15 protein-coding genes are annotated in these 14316 nt (G+C 59.5%); 9 read left to right on the top strand and 6 right to left on the bottom strand.

What is annotated here, in order from left to right; genetic code table 11:
- Window positions 1-31: 31 nt before the first annotated feature.
- Entirely contained in the window at window positions 32-655 is a 624-nt protein-coding gene (locus ABJK70_RS10620; RefSeq protein ID WP_077730269.1) for a bifunctional 4-hydroxy-2-oxoglutarate aldolase/2-dehydro-3-deoxy-phosphogluconate aldolase, read from the bottom strand.
- A 41-nt stretch (window positions 656-696) separates the two neighbouring features.
- Window positions 697-2517, bottom strand: a complete 1821-nt coding sequence (gene edd, locus ABJK70_RS10615) for a phosphogluconate dehydratase (protein WP_347257962.1) — start codon at window positions 2515-2517, stop codon at window positions 697-699.
- Window positions 2518-2785: 268 nt separating this feature from the next.
- Here edd and zwf point away from each other — a divergent pair, with 268 nt between their 5' ends.
- Both zwf and pgl read left to right on the top strand, forming a co-directional pair.
- Complete coding sequence (gene zwf, locus ABJK70_RS10610) at window positions 2786-4261, top strand: glucose-6-phosphate dehydrogenase (RefSeq protein WP_347257961.1); 1476 nt, start codon at window positions 2786-2788, stop codon at window positions 4259-4261.
- 3 nt (window positions 4262-4264) lie between these two features.
- Window positions 4265-4972 (top strand): 6-phosphogluconolactonase, encoded by a 708-nt coding sequence (gene pgl / locus ABJK70_RS10605; protein WP_086133175.1) that lies wholly within the window; start codon window positions 4265-4267, stop codon window positions 4970-4972.
- A gap of 79 nt (window positions 4973-5051) precedes the next feature.
- Here the strand turns inward: pgl and ABJK70_RS10600 are convergent, their stop codons facing one another.
- Complete coding sequence (locus tag ABJK70_RS10600; RefSeq protein ID WP_086133174.1) at window positions 5052-5795, bottom strand: CHRD domain-containing protein; 744 nt, start codon at window positions 5793-5795, stop codon at window positions 5052-5054.
- A 390-nt stretch (window positions 5796-6185) separates the two neighbouring features.
- Between ABJK70_RS10600 and ABJK70_RS10595 the strand changes: the two genes are divergently transcribed.
- The 4 genes from ABJK70_RS10595 (at window position 6186) to purD (ending at window position 9214) form a co-directional block, all read left to right on the top strand.
- Window positions 6186-6638: a glutaredoxin domain-containing protein gene (locus ABJK70_RS10595; protein WP_166642658.1), complete on the top strand. Its 453-nt coding sequence runs from the start codon at window positions 6186-6188 to the stop codon at window positions 6636-6638.
- A 119-nt stretch (window positions 6639-6757) separates the two neighbouring features.
- The gene (locus ABJK70_RS10590; protein ID WP_077730274.1) at window positions 6758-7273 is read left to right on the top strand and encodes a hypothetical protein; all 516 of its coding nucleotides are present in this window, start codon (window positions 6758-6760) and stop codon (window positions 7271-7273) included.
- Window positions 7273-7932 carry a MarC family protein gene (locus ABJK70_RS10585; RefSeq protein WP_077730275.1) on the top strand — a complete coding sequence of 220 codons (660 nt, stop codon included), beginning with the start codon at window positions 7273-7275 and terminating at the stop codon, window positions 7930-7932. Before ABJK70_RS10590 ends, ABJK70_RS10585 begins: the two co-directional genes overlap by 1 nt.
- Window positions 7933-7936: 4 nt before the next feature.
- Entirely contained in the window at window positions 7937-9214 is a 1278-nt protein-coding gene (purD, locus tag ABJK70_RS10580; protein ID WP_156880088.1) for a phosphoribosylamine--glycine ligase, read from the top strand.
- 19 nt (window positions 9215-9233) lie between these two features.
- On the opposite strand, the gene ABJK70_RS10575 is transcribed toward purD, so the two are convergent.
- Entirely contained in the window at window positions 9234-9923 is a 690-nt protein-coding gene (locus ABJK70_RS10575) for a hypothetical protein (RefSeq protein ID WP_347257960.1), read from the bottom strand.
- 199 nt (window positions 9924-10122) lie between these two features.
- Here ABJK70_RS10575 and ABJK70_RS10570 point away from each other — a divergent pair, with 199 nt between their 5' ends.
- From ABJK70_RS10570 to ABJK70_RS10560, 3 genes are all read left to right on the top strand, one after another.
- Window positions 10123-11127, top strand: coding sequence for a MoxR family ATPase (locus tag ABJK70_RS10570; RefSeq protein ID WP_077730278.1), 1005 nt, complete (start codon window positions 10123-10125; stop codon window positions 11125-11127).
- 138 nt (window positions 11128-11265) lie between these two features.
- The gene (gene pyrE, locus ABJK70_RS10565) at window positions 11266-11907 is read left to right on the top strand and encodes an orotate phosphoribosyltransferase (protein ID WP_347257959.1); all 642 of its coding nucleotides are present in this window, start codon (window positions 11266-11268) and stop codon (window positions 11905-11907) included.
- Entirely contained in the window at window positions 11904-12917 is a 1014-nt protein-coding gene (locus tag ABJK70_RS10560; RefSeq protein WP_347257958.1) for a DUF4124 domain-containing protein, read from the top strand. Before pyrE ends, ABJK70_RS10560 begins: the two co-directional genes overlap by 4 nt.
- Window positions 12918-13094: 177 nt before the next feature.
- On the opposite strand, the gene argB is transcribed toward ABJK70_RS10560, so the two are convergent.
- On the bottom strand, window positions 13095-14003 hold the full coding sequence (gene argB / locus ABJK70_RS10555; protein ID WP_347257957.1) for an acetylglutamate kinase: 909 nt from the start codon (window positions 14001-14003) through the stop codon (window positions 13095-13097).
- Window positions 14004-14058: 55 nt separating this feature from the next.
- On the bottom strand, window positions 14059-14316 hold a 258-nt coding region (gene dut / locus ABJK70_RS10550; RefSeq protein ID WP_347257956.1), incomplete at its 5' end, for a dUTP diphosphatase.

The raw sequence follows: 14316 nt of genomic DNA, 5'->3' as shown, positions 1-14316 counted from the left end.
TCTTCCGAACGGGCCAATCAGTCCTTTGTAATTACGGCTTGAGTGCCGAGGCTTCGCGAGCCAAGCGCGTGATTTCAGCCCAATTGCCGCTGGCGACCAAGTCTTTGGGGGTGAGCCAGGAGCCGCCCACGGCGACGACATTGGGAAGCTTGAAGAAATCCGGCGCGTTCTGCACGTTGATCCCGCCGGTCGGACAGAAACGCACGTTCGGAAACGGACCTCTGAACGAGTCGAGCATCTTGATGCCGCCCGCAGCCACGGCCGGGAAAAATTTCATGACGTCGAGGCCGGCTTCCAAGACTTGCATCACTTCGGACATGGTGGCAACGCCCGGGAAAAACGGCAGCTTGCTGTCTACGATCGCCTTCAGCAGGGTGGGCGTCGTGCCCGGCGAAACGCCGAATTGCGCACCGGCGGAAATCGCGGCATCGAGCTGAGCCGGCGTGGCGATGGTGCCGACGCCGACGATCGCGTCCGGGATTTCTTGCTTGATCACCCGTACGGCGTCCAGGCCGGCGGCGGTACGCAAGGTGATTTCTAATACGCGAATGCCGCCTTCCACCAAGGCGCGGGACAGCGGTACCGCGTCTTCCACGCGGTCCACCACCATCACGGGCATGACACTGGTCGCGGCAATGATCTGGTCAAGGTTCATAACAGGAATCTCTTCGTCGGTTGCAAAAAAGGAGAGCCGTGTCAGTCGTCGAACTGGAAAGTGGCGCCGCCGCGTTCCGCGGTGTCGGCCAGTTGGCGCAAGCCGGTGAACAGCTCCCGTCCGCAGCCGAACTGGTTGCGCGACAGGTCGGCCGTGGCGAGCTCGCGGCTGTTCCATTCGGCGGCCGGGACCTCGGCCTCCAGGCGGCCTTCCACCGCATCGAGCACCAGCATGTCGCCATCGCGCACCTTGGCGAGCGGGCCGCCCATCACGCACTCGGGCGAAATGTGAATCGCGGCTGGAACTTTTCCTGAGGCGCCGGACATGCGGCCGTCCGTAACCAGGGCCACCTTGAATCCGCGCTCCTGGAGGACCGCGAGCGAGGGGGTGAGCTGATGCAGTTCCGGCATGCCGTTAGCGCGCGGCCCCTGGAAACGGACTACGGCGATGAAGTCCCGTTCCAGTTCGCCGCGTTTGAAGGCGGCAATCAAGTCTTCCTGGTCGTCGAATACGATGGCGGGGGCGCGCACCACCCGGTTTTCGGGTGCGACAGCCGAGACCTTAATCACCCCGCGGCCGAGATTGCCGGTAACCAGGCGCAATCCGCCGTCCGAGCTGAACGGTTCGCCGGCCGGTGCCAGTACCGCGGTATCGAGGCTCTTCTCGCTGGCGGGGCGAAAGGCCAGTTGACCATTGTCGAGCCAGGGTTCTTCCGCCCAGCGGCGCAGACCCAGCCCCAGGACGGTCTGGACGTCTTCATGCAGAAGCCCTGCATCCAGCAGTTCGCGAATCAAAAAGCCCATACCGCCGGCGGCGTGGAAATGGTTGACATCCGCTTTGCCGTTGGGATAGACGCGGGCCAGCAGCGGAACGACCGCCGACAGATCGTTGAAGTCGTCCCAGTTGATTTCTATCCCGGCGGCTCGCGCGATGGCGATCAGGTGAATCGTGTGGTTGGTCGAGCCGCCCGTCGCCAGCAGGCCGACGATTCCGTTGACCACGGCGCGTTCGTTCACGACGTCGCACAGGCTCGGGGAGGATTTGTCCTGGGCGAGTCGTACTGCTTGCCGTGTGGCGGCGCGGGTCAATGCTTCGCGAAGTTCGGTGCCCGGGCTCACGAAGGCCGACCCGGGCAATTGCAGGCCCATGATTTCCATCAGCATCTGGTTGCTGTTGGCGGTGCCGTAGAACGTGCAGGTTCCGGCGCTGTGATAGGACGCCATCTCGGATTCGAGCAGGGCCTCTCGGCCGACCTTACCTTCGGCGAACAGCTGTCTGACTTTGGCTTTCTCGGCGTTCGACACCCCCGAGGCCATTGGACCGGCGGGCACGAAAATGGCGGGCAGATGCCCGAAACGCAGCGCTCCGATCAAAAGGCCCGGAACGATCTTGTCGCAGACGCCGAGGAACAGATTGGCATCGAACACGCGGTGGGCAAGCGCCACGGCCGTAGACATCGCGATCACGTCGCGCGAGAACAAGGAGAGTTCCATGCCGCTTTGGCCCTGAGTCACGCCGTCGCACATCGCCGGGACGCCGCCGGCAACCTGCGCGGTCGCCCCCGCTGCCCGCGCCTCGGCTTTAATCACCGCCGGGTATTGTTCGTACGGTTGATGCGCCGAGAGCATGTCGTTATACGCCGTCACGATGCCGATGTTCGGGACTGTGGCGGCTTTCAACACCAGTTTGTCATTGGTCGGCATCGCGGCGTAGGCATGCGCCACGTTGGTGCAGGCGATGCGATTGCGCTCGACGCCTTTCTGACGCGCGCGTTTCATGCGCTCCAGATAGGCCTGACGCTTGGTTTGGCTGCGGGCGCGAATGCGCTCGGTGACGGCGAGCAATGTGGGATGTAGGGACATATGTTTCCGGCTGAAGTGGCGTCTTGTTCGGGTTGCGTCGGCGATGGGCAAGAGCATGCCCTGCAACGGGGCGCAGGCGCCACATTTAATCCAAGCCGCAAAAGCGTGTCAAGAAACGCGGCCGTTCGGCCCAGGGGCGGCTGGACAGTGGGAGGGGCGGCGAGTAGTATTGCAAGGTTTTTTCATCCGGGTTTTCCGGGTCTGCCTTTATACAACATGAGCTCGGCCGAGCCATAATCGGCACGATCTTTAACAAGAGGTTTCTGCGGTGAGTCAGCTCCCATTTCCCCGATCGTTCAACCTGGTTTTTTTTGGCGGTGCCGGTGATCTGGTCACGCGCAAATTATTGCCGGCGATGTACCAGTGCCATAAGACCGGCCGGCTGGTGGAGTCGGGCCGCATCCTCTGTCTCGATCTGCTGGACCTGACGCAAGAGGCTTTCCTCGCCATGGTGGATGACAAGGTCAGGCAATTCGTGCCCAAGGCCGACTGGGACGATGCGGTGTGGGCGACGTTTCTCTCGCGCCTGACCTACCTGAAACTCGATGCCACCCAGCAGGAGCAATACGTGGCATTGAAAACCTTGCTGAAGCAGTCCCCTGCCGAGGTAACCGTATTCTATCTGTCCACCGCACCGTTCCTGTTTGCGACGATTTGCAGCAATCTCACCCGGCAAGGGCTTAATGGTCCGAATAGCCGCGTCGTGCTGGAGAAGCCGCTGGGGCACGATCTGGCATCGAGCAATGCGATCACCGCGGATGTGGATCGGTTCTTCTACGAAAAACAAGTCTATCGAATCGATCATTACCTGGGTAAGGAGTCGGTACAGAACCTGATGGCGCTGCGCTTCGGCAACTCGTTGTTCGAACCGCTGTGGCGCCGAATGTGGATCAGCAACGTTCAGATCACGATTGCCGAAGATGTCGGAATCGGCAGCCGCGGAGGGTTCTACGACAAAACCGGCGCATTGCGCGACATGGTGCAAAACCATTTGCTGCAACTGTTGTGTTTTGTCGCGATGGAGCCGCCGGCCAGCCTCGATTCCGACGCGATCCGCAACGAAAAGCTCAAGGTGCTCGAGTGTCTGGTGCCGTTCACTCGGGAAGATGTTTTGACCAAGACCGTACGCGGGCAATACCGCGCGGGCGTTTCGGGCGGCCGTCAGGTGAAGGGATATTTGGAAGAGGACAATATCCCGGCCGGCAGCAAGACGGAAACCTTCGTGGCCATCAAGGCGGAGATCGCCAATTGGCGTTGGGCCGGAGTGCCGTTTTATCTGTTCACCGGTAAACGCTTGCCGACTCGGTTGGCTGAAATCGTTGTCCATTTCCATGATGTGCCGCATCATATCTTTCCTCTGCCGAGCAGCGGTTCGCGCGCGCCGTCCAAGCTGGTCATCCGCCTGCAGCCGGACGAATACATTCGTTTGTACCTCAACGCCAAGGCACCGGGCGATTCGATGGAGCTTCAGCCGGTGTCGCTCGATCTCGACTTCTCGGGAAAATTCAAGGGCCGCCGGGCCGAGGCATACGAACGCCTGCTGCTCGATACCATCCGTGGCAACCAGGCGCTGTTCGTGCGCCAGGACGAGCTGGAGCTGGCCTGGCGCTGGGTCGAGCCGATTCTGAACACGTGGGCCGCCGATCCGAGCGGTCCGAAACCTTATGCGGCAGGAACCTGGGGGCCGTCCGCATCTTCCGAGCTGCTGTCGCGCGACGGTTTTGGCTGGCATGACGAGGGTTAAGACATGGTAGACATTCGATGGTTTGACGATAACGCAAGCCTCGCACCGGCACTCGCCGCCGCGGTGGCTGCCGACTTGCGCGCGGTGTTGCAGACCGAGCCTCGGGCCGCGTTGGCCGTATCGGGCGGCCGGTCGCCGGTGCCCGTGTTCGAAGCTTTGCGCGACGAAGACTTGGACTGGGCACGCGTGGTCGTCACGCTAGTGGACGAGCGATGGGTGCCTGAAACCGATCCGGCCAGCAATGCCGCCCTGGTCAAGACTCATCTGCTGCAAGGTCGCGCGGCGGCGGCTCGTTTCGTGCCGCTCTATACCGGCAATGCGTCCGCCGAAGACGCCGAGGCGATCTTGGCGGCCACTTTCGAAAGCCTGCCCCTGCCATTCGCGGCGCTGATTCTCGGCATGGGAGACGACGGTCACACCGCCTCGCTATTCCCAGCCAGTCCCAATTTAGACGCCGGTTTGGCTCTGGGAGGTTCGGTCGCGGATACGCCGCCCTGTCTCGCTCAAGTGGGCGCAGTCGCGCCAACCGAACGCATGAGTATGACCTTGCCTTGGATTTTGCACGCCCGACGAGTCTATCTACAGTTCGGCGGCGCCAATAAGGCGGAGGTGTTCACTGCCGCGCTGGCTGAGCCGAACCGTCAATACCCCGTGAGCTTCGTGCTCACGCAAACGCAGACGCCCGTGGTGGTGTTCGCTGCAAGAAGCTGAGTCAAAAAACTACGGCGCATCGGCCGATCGTGCGGCGCGTCGTCTTTTAACGTGCACGAAGGTCATTGAAGGCTCGTTTCTACGGGGGATTCAAGCCCGAGGACGGAAAGGTCGACATATCTCTGAGGGGCGGATTAAAGCTCGAGGACGGAAATTCTCTCAGCGGCGGATTGAAACCGCTCGGCTGCGAGATCACGGTTACGGGCGATTCGGTCACGATTCTGACGACGGTGCCGGATTCTCCGCCGATCTGCAAGGGCACTCGGGCGACGGAATCGGGCGTTCCGGTCAGCGACAATAAGATCAAATCACCCGAGCTTACCTGTGCCTGCCCCCGGATTTCTCCTTCCGGAAATGCGGCCGAGCTGACATTCACGAAGATGTTGCCGTCTCTCATGGCCGCAGCCAAATCCGGAAGCGTGGCTATGTTTCTTCCGATCGTGGAAACGCAATCTACCCCTTGAATGATATTGGCTCCGGTTATGGTCGATTGTACTTGCAGTGTGCCGTCCCAGCTGCCCTGAATCGCATTCAGAAGCGGAACGATTGCGGGCCCGGGCGCGCCTACTGGACCGCAATGCAGCTGGATTCCGGTGACGTTTACCCCATTGGTGAGAGCCAAGATGAACGACATCACGGTTTCGTCCGGATTGAATTCGAAACCCGCTTGGCCCGACATCGAGGTGGTCACTGGTGCGGGTATTTCCTCGGAACCGCTGAGAACAGCGTCGAACCGAAGGGGCAAGGTGTTTCCGTTGCTTCCATGAGCCATGCCCGCGGCAATAATCGAACAGAGCAGTATCGGTACAGTGCGGCGGTTCACGTCTGATCTCCTTAGTCGTATCTATCCACCGGAAACATCGAGCGGACGCGAATCTCCCACGTTACCAGCGACGTCGATGACTTTTCCCGGCAATCCAAGTGCACTGTCGGTTTTCTCTAGGATAAGGCTTTAACCTGAGACAAATACTTTTCCGGAGATGTTCCGAGTGATGTCGGGGCGGGTCGCCCCAATCGAACGTTTGTAGTGTTGATCGTCGAAGGCCCGGAAGTGTAAACAGTCGTACCCGATGCGCTATAGTTGCTCCTTCGAATGTTTTCGCAGAATGGCCTTAAGAAGATGGAGACAAGGGCTGCCAGACGTGTCCGCTTATACGGGACGTTGCGGTTTCGCCGGACTCGTCAGGCCCGATACACGCTACCGGAGGGTTTAATGAAGAAATGCTTGTCCTTCGTTGTTCTGTGCTTTGTCGTCGCTTTCGGTTCCGCGAGTAAAGCCGAGGTATATAAGGTAACGGGTCCCGACGGAAAAGTGACGTACACCGATAGTCGTGCGGAAGGCGGCAACAGTGCCAAAGTCGAACTCGTCGAGATCGACTCTTACTCGGGCTCGCCCGAAGTTTCATCGGTTGAAGACGCCGCGGTATCCCAGAAAGTGACGATTTTTACCACCGAATGGTGCGGCGTGTGCCGGAAGGCGAAATCGTATATGGCAAGCCACGGTATTGCCTACGATGAATTCGATATCGAGAAATCTCGGTCCGCCAAGACTCGATTCGATCAGCTCGGTGGCAGGGCCGTTCCGGTCATCCTGGTCGGAAATGAAAAAATGACCGGATTTTCCCCGACGAAGCTTGAGACCATGCTGAAGGACGCTGGCATTTGATTTTCGAATCCGCCGTAGTATCCGATCGTGTAGAGATGCCGCAGGGACATCTACCGGGGAGAAGGTCGGCGTTTACGGAATCCAAGAGTTCATTTGACTTATGCAAGGGATGAGAAGATATGCAGCCGGAGAAGCAGAGAGTTTCGATTGTTCGATGGGCCCGGTGGGCCATAGTCATTGCTGTCGCGTTGGTCGTATTGATCGTGGCCGCCTTGTTTATCGTGGGCAGAAAACCGCCTACCGAAGAGGTTATCCCGCCGGTTCCGCCGGCGCCTCAGGAGCCCGGTAGAGCACCGATTCCGGAGCCGCAAGTAGAGGTTCCGGCTGCGGTCGAAATTTCCATCGCGGGACAGGGCGGGCCTGGTTGCGAAGCCGAGAAGAATGCACACGAAGTGATCGTCAAGGAAATGGGCGGGAAGGATATTTTCGACGCTTACGAAAAAGGCGTGTTGCTGACCGACGAGGAAGGCGTGACGAATAAGTATTACTTGGATGTCGATGGCGTGCCGGAAGACAAGAAGTCCCAACTGCCGGTCCTGTTCGCAACGGGAAACCATCTGAAAGTGCGATATGTGATTTGCGGGAGCGGAGGACTTCGGTTTCTGACGTCCGTACAGGCGCAGCCGAACGGTTGATGGAAGAAGGCTTGTTTCAGTTTGCGCTAACGGCTTTTCTGACTTTGGCCGTGGTCGTTGATCCGCCCGGCGCGGCACCGATGTTTATCGCTTTGACCCGCGGACTGGGAAAAAGCGAGCGGCGCAAGACCTTGAGCCGCGCTTTGCTCATCGCTTTCGGCGTAACGGTTTTTTTTCTGCTGGCCGGCAAATATCTGCTCGCGCATCTCGGGGTTACCGTGCACGCGTTCGCGATCAGCGGAGGCATTCTCCTTTTCGTGACCGCAATGCCCATGCTGTTCGGGCAGCGTGCCGGCCTTCAGGCGCCTAAAGTCGAGGAAAAGCGCACGGCAGGCGAAGACATCGCGATTTTCCCGCTCGCAATACCCTTGCTTTCCGGGCCCGGCACCATTACCGCCGTTCTGCTGCTAGCCAATAGAGCCGGTACGGATACCCGTCGCATGAGCGTGCTTGCCGGCGTCATCGCCGCAATTTATCTGATCACGTGGTTGCTGTTGTACGTCAGCGAAATCGTTACGGGATACCTCGGCGAAAGCAAGGTGCATATCATTACCCGCGTCCTTGGCATCGTGCTTGCGGCGCTTGCGGCGCAATTCGTTCTCAACGGCATCGCGGGTTTTTACCATTCTTTGATCCATCCTTTAAATCAACTGCAATAAAACCATGAAAGTACTGATAGTCGGCGGCGGCGGACGTGAGCACGCTTTAGCCTGGAAAGCAGCGCAGTCTCCCAAAGTGGAGACGGTTTTCGTCGCACCCGGCAATGCCGGAACGCTTGCCGAGCCGAAAGTGGAGAATCGTCCGATTGCGGCCGAGGATATTCCGGGCTTGTTGGCATTCGCTAAGGAGCGGGCCATCGATCTTACGATCGTCGGTCCCGAAGCTCCGTTGGTGGCCGGCATCGTGGACGAATTCCGCGCGGCGGGGCTCAAGTGCTTCGGCCCCACTCGGCTTGCCGCGCAGCTTGAGGGCTCCAAGGCATTCTGTAAGGATTTTCTGGCTCGCCACGGTATTCCGACCGCCGAATACCAAACGTTTACGGCGGTCGACGAGGCGGTCGCCTATATCCGGCGAAAAGGTGCGCCGATCGTGATCAAGGCGGACGGATTGGCCGCCGGCAAGGGTGTGGTCATCGCTCAGTCGGAACAGGAGGCGGTAGATGCCGTAACCGACATGTTGTCGGGCAATGCCTTCGGTTCTGCGGGCCATAGAGTCGTGGTCGAGGAATTCCTGAGAGGCGAGGAAGCCAGCTTCATCGTCATGGCCAACGGGCTGGACGTCCTGCCCATGGCGACGTCCCAGGATCACAAGGCGCGGGACGACGGAGACAAAGGCCCCAATACCGGCGGTATGGGCGCTTATTCGCCGGCCCCGGTGGTGACGCCGGAAATCCATGATCGCATCATGAAGGAAGTGATCGAGCCCACGCTGCGCGGAATGGCGGCGGACGGCATCCCTTACTCCGGCTTTCTTTATGCCGGGGTGATGATCACGCCGGACGGCACGCCCAAGGTGCTCGAGTTCAACTGCCGTTTCGGCGACCCCGAAACCCAGCCGATCATGATGCGGCTCAAGAGCGATCTGGTCGATCTGTGTCTTGGCGCAGTGGAAGGACGCTTGAGCCGGGTTAGTGCCGAATGGGACGAGCGCGCCTCGTTGGGCGTCGTATTGGCGGCGGGCGGATACCCCTTCGACTATGCCAAGGGCGACGAAATCCAAGGTTTGCCGGAGAAGGCGAGTGCGGATACCAAAGTCTTTCATGCCGGTACGGCGCGGTCGGACGGCAAGATCGTTACGGCCGGAGGACGCGTGCTCTGTGTGTGCGCCTTGGGCGAATCCGTTCTGGAAGCTCAGCGGAAAGCGTATGAACAGGTGCGAGAAATCCGCTGGGAAAACATGTATTACCGCACCGACATCGGCTACCGGGCTATAGGCCGCTGACCGGGCTGAAGATGGGCGATCAGCGCGGCGCGGTTTTTAGCGGCAGGTTGACGACCTGCGGATAACCGTCGAGCTCGAGCCCGATGCGCAGGATTTTGGCGCTTCGGGCTTCTTCTTTTCCGGGAAAAAACAGATAGCCGTAAGCCAGTTCCCCTGGTTGCAATCGCTGGTTGCGCAGCGATTTTCCGATCAAATCCCGGCGTATGCGGTCTTCCAGGTCTTGCGAGTCTTGTCCTCCGCCGACGATTGCTCCGACACCGGCGCCCGCGGCGGCGTGTTCGGGCAGATTGTTGCTGAGTCCGTCGCCAAACCCGCCGTACAAGATCATCCCGATAGCGAACGAGGTCAGCGCACCGGCACCGGCGCCCCATGCGGCGCCTCGCGCCGCATTGCCCATCAGGGTGCCGAACTGCATGGCACTCGCCACGCGGTTATGGGCTTGCTCGCCGGTCAGCAGCGGCCACGCCTGAGCGTCCTGATCGATCAGAAACGTTTGCTGCGGGTTGACCCTGACGACGCTCGCGCTTTGATTATCGATGAGGAGACGTACCGGGAGTAGTCCGGCTTTGCGTATGTCGAATCCGAACGCTTGCTCTGCCTGTTCGGGATCAGCGTAAGCTTCTGCCGCCACGCGAGCGCCCTCCACGTCCACGTGATCGCGGTTCGACGAGGGCAGCGGCACGGGAGGAATGCGGTTCTCATAGGTCATACAGGAAACCAGCAGGGCGCACATCAATAAAAGCGCGCGTCGGCCGGCCGGGAGGAAAATCGGTAGTGTCGGAGATTGTTTCATTTTCTGAGAGGCCGGATCGGAGCAATCCGCGCGCTGCGGGACGATGACTTCAATTATAATCCATCGTTTTGAAGCGCCTGCGAATCGACTCACTCAAGAGGGATATACGTTACTCATGTTTCAAGAGAACGAAATTTCCGAAAGGACTTTATCGCCCGCTCAACAGGATGTGCAACGGCTCTTCCAGTTTGTGGCGGCCCAGGTAATCGGACAGGATACTCTGATCGAGCGGATGCTGATCGCGCTGCTCGCGGACGGGCACATTCTCGTGGAAGGTGCGCCCGGCCTTGCCAAGACTCGGGCGATCAACGTGCTGAGCCGGGCCGTCGAGGGCGATTTTCACCGCATTCAATTTACCCCGGACTTGCTGCCGGCCGATCTGACCGGCACCGAGATCTATCGTCCTCAGGACGGTTCGTTCCATTTTCAGCCCGGACCGTTGTTCCATAATTTGGTGCTGGCCGACGAGATCAACCGTTCGCCGGCCAAGGTGCAGTCGTCCCTGCTCGAAGCGATGGCGGAACGCCAGATTACCGTCGGTCGCGTGACCTACAAGCTGCCGGATCTGTTCATGGTGATGGCGACACAAAATCCCATCGAACAGGAAGGAACGTATCCGCTGCCCGAGGCGCAGTTGGACCGTTTCATGTTGTATATCCGGATCGGTTATCCCGAAGCCCAGTACGAGCGCGCGATTCTGCGGCTGGTGCGGGAAGAATCCCGGCGCGGACGTGCCGCCTCGGAGGCGGAGTTCAAGTCCGTCAGCCAAGAGACCTTGTTTACGGCGCGGCAAGAAGTGCTCGATCTCTATATGGCCGATACCCTGGAGGAATATCTGCTGCAACTGGTGCTGAGTACCCGCAACCCCGGAGCTTACGGCAAGGAACTCGAACGCTGGCTGCAATACGGCGCGAGTCCCCGCGCCAGCATAGCCCTGGACCGGTGCGCCCGTGCCCGAGCCTGGCTGTACGGACGCGATTACGTGACGCCCGAGGACATTCAATCCATTGCTCCGGACGTGCTGCGCCATCGCTTGATCTTGAGCTATGAGGCGGAAGCGGAAGGCGTGTCGTCGGACCGCGTTGTCCAGGAGCTGCTTCGCCGGGTAGCCGTGCCTTAACCGGGCCGCTTGCGCCGATGTGCTAAAGTTCAATAAGCACATCAGACCCTTTTCGTCGGCGAAGCGGTGCGAAATCATCGTCGCTACTCGCTCGCCGGCGGCTTTAGAAAACGAGATTACAGAGATATAGCCCGATACATGCAGCCATTCCAAGCGGAATTTATCGGATACGCACTCCAATGCGGCGTCTTGCGCTTCGGTGATTTCACCCTGAAGTCCGGTCGGCACAGTCCGTATTTCTTCAATACCGGGCTCTTTGATACCGGAGCCCGTCTGGCAAAGCTCGGCGAGTTCTATGCCAAGACCATGTTGCACGAGGGCATCAAGGCCGATGTCTTGTACGGCCCGGCTTATAAAGGTATCCCCCTGGTTTGCGCCGCGGCCATGGCCCTGGCCCGGGAAACCGGGGAGGAAGTCCCGTTCGCCTTCAATCGCAAGGAGGCCAAGGATCACGGCGAGGGCGGTTCGCTCGTGGGAGCGCCGCTTACAGGTTCGGTGCTGATCGTCGACGACGTGATTACGGCTGGTACCTCGGTGAGGGAGTCGGTGGACATCATCCGGGCTGCCGGGGCGGTACCAAGCGGCGTTCTGATCACCCTGGATCGGCAGGAAAAGGGACGGGGCGAGCTTTCCGCGGTGCAGGAAGTCGCCAATCAGTTTCAGTTGCCGGTTTATTCCATCGTCACGCTGCGCAATATTCTCGAATTTCTTCAGAAGGCCAATCGTCGCACGGACGTTGAAGCGATTCGGGAATACCAGTCCCGATTCGGCGTGTTATGACACCTCTAACCGGTTTTCGCGTTGCCTGGATCACGTTTGCCGTCGCCGTTTATGGGGCGGGCAGCGATGCCGCGACTTACCGGTGGGTCGACGAAAAAGGCGCCGTGCATTACTCCGACCGGGTTCCGCCCGAGGAGGCCAAGCACCGCCGCTCCAAGCTCGATGCCCAAGGGCATGAGGTGGAAGTGCTCGAGGGGGCCAAGTCGCCGGAGCAAATCGAGGGCGAAAACCAGCTCAAACAGTTGCGTCTCGACCAGGAGCGGATTTTGGCCGGGCAGCGGGATCGGGATTTGGCGCTGCTCAGAACCTACCGCAGCGAGGAAGAGATCAACCTGGCCTTGCAAGGAAAATTGAACATGCTGGATTCCTTGATCAAGGTGACCGAAGCCAATAAACAGCGCCAACAGGCGTTATTGGACGGACAGGAAAAGCGCGCCGCAGATCTGGAGAAAAAAGGGCAGGCGCTTCCAAAAAGTCTACGCGACACAATGGAAGCGGCACGACGACAGATCGCCGGTCACGAGGCGAAAATAAAGCGCATCGAAGCCGAAAAAGCCTCAATTTCGGATAGCTTTGCCAAGGACATCGCCCGCTTCAAAGCGATCAACGACCCGAAGCGCGGCTTGAGATGGCATCAAACCTGGATCGAGTCGCCGAATAGCGCGGATAAGTCCGATACCGGGAACATCATCGTCAGCGCTGTTTCCTGCTCAGCGGGAGCGATGTGCGACAAGGCGTGGAGCCTTGCGCGAGCTTACCTGCTCGAACATACCGATACGCCGTTATCCATCGATAACGACAAAATCCTGCAAACGGCGGCTCCCCGTGACGAGCGGGAGTTCACTACAACCGTTACCCGCATCACCCGCAAAACCGAGAACGTCATTTTTCTCGACATACGGTGCCGGCCGTCGACAGTCGGCGAAACGCTTTGCGCAAGCCCCGAAGTTCGCCAGATCCGTGCCGGTTTCAAGCCTTACGTAGAGGCCGGTTTGGCCGGTCCTGGGTGAGTTTCGTGAGCGGGCACCTCGAAAAACTTCGAGGTGCTCGTACGGGGCAGAGATGCCCCGTCGTTTTCGGCCGCGTAAGCGGCTGAAAACGTAAGCCAAGCCGAAACCGCGTTTGGGCTTGGCGAAGAGAAAAACCGCCGGGAAGGCGGTTTTTCGAGGTTTCAAGCGCCGGTTCCGTTAGCGACGCATCAGGAGCGTGCCGATCCCCTGATCGGTGAAAAGCTCCAACAGCACGGCGTGGTCGATCCGTCCGTCGATGATGTGAACGCTGGCGACGCCGCCTTTGAGAGCGTCCGTGGCGCAGCGCACCTTCGGGATCATGCCGGAGGTAATGGTGCCGTCCGAGATCAAATCATCCACTTCGGACAGGGATAGCCCGGTCAATAGACTTCCTTCCTTGTCCAGAATGCCCTTGGTGTTGGTTAAAAGTATCAGCTTTTCGGCTTTCAAGACCTCCGCCATTTTGCCCGCCACCAAGTCGGCATTGATGTTGTAGGAAAAACCGTCGGCACCGACGCCGATCGGTGCGATGACCGGGATGAAATCCCCCTGTACCAGCATGTCCACCACGGACGAGTCGATGCTCTCGACCTCGCCGACATGGCCCAGATCGATGATCTCGGGTTCCTCGGTTTCGGGAGAACGCTGCTTGACCACGATCTTGCGGGCACGCACTAAGTCGCCGTCCTTGCCGCTCAGTCCGACCGCCGAACCGCCATGCCGGTTGATCAAATTGACGATTTCCTTGTTGACCAGGCCGCCGAGCACCATTTCGACTACATCCATGGTTTCGGCATCGGTCACCCGCATGCCTTGCACGAATTCGCTGGTCTTGCCCAAACGTTGCAGCAGATTGCCGATTTGGGGGCCGCCGCCGTGGACGACGACCGGATTGATGCCGACGAGCTTCAGCAACACGATGTCCCGGGCGAAGCTGTTCTTGAGCCGTTCCTCGGTCATGGCATTGCCGCCGTACTTGACGACTACGGTCTTGCCTTTGAAGTGCCGGATGTAAGGCAGCGCTTCGATCAGGACGTGCGCGATGTGGGTTGCGGAGTTGATTTCGATGGACTCTTGCTTTTTCACGGATGACTCCAGGAGAGTGGGGCGGAAGCACGCTGTTCCGCCGGATGTCTGAATCCTATTGATGCCCCGTATGTCCGAAGCCCCCAGCGCCTCTTCGGCTGGTTTCGAAGTCATCGACCCGTTCGAATTCCACCTGCACTACCGGCACGAACACCATCTGCGCAACACGGTCGCCGATCTGGATTTCGAAGGATTCGGTTCCCCGGTTCCAGCAGGAGACGAAAACCTGGCCCTGGTAATCGGAATCGATCAGGCCGACCAAATTGCCGAGCACGATGCCGTGCTTGTGTCCGAGTCCCGAGCGCGGCAACAG

The sequence above is a fragment of the Methylocaldum sp. genome (genome assembly GCF_039794385.1).
In the GTDB taxonomy this organism is placed as follows: domain Bacteria; phylum Pseudomonadota; class Gammaproteobacteria; order Methylococcales; family Methylococcaceae; genus Methylocaldum.
This window is presented reverse-complemented; position numbering and strand designations above follow the sequence as displayed.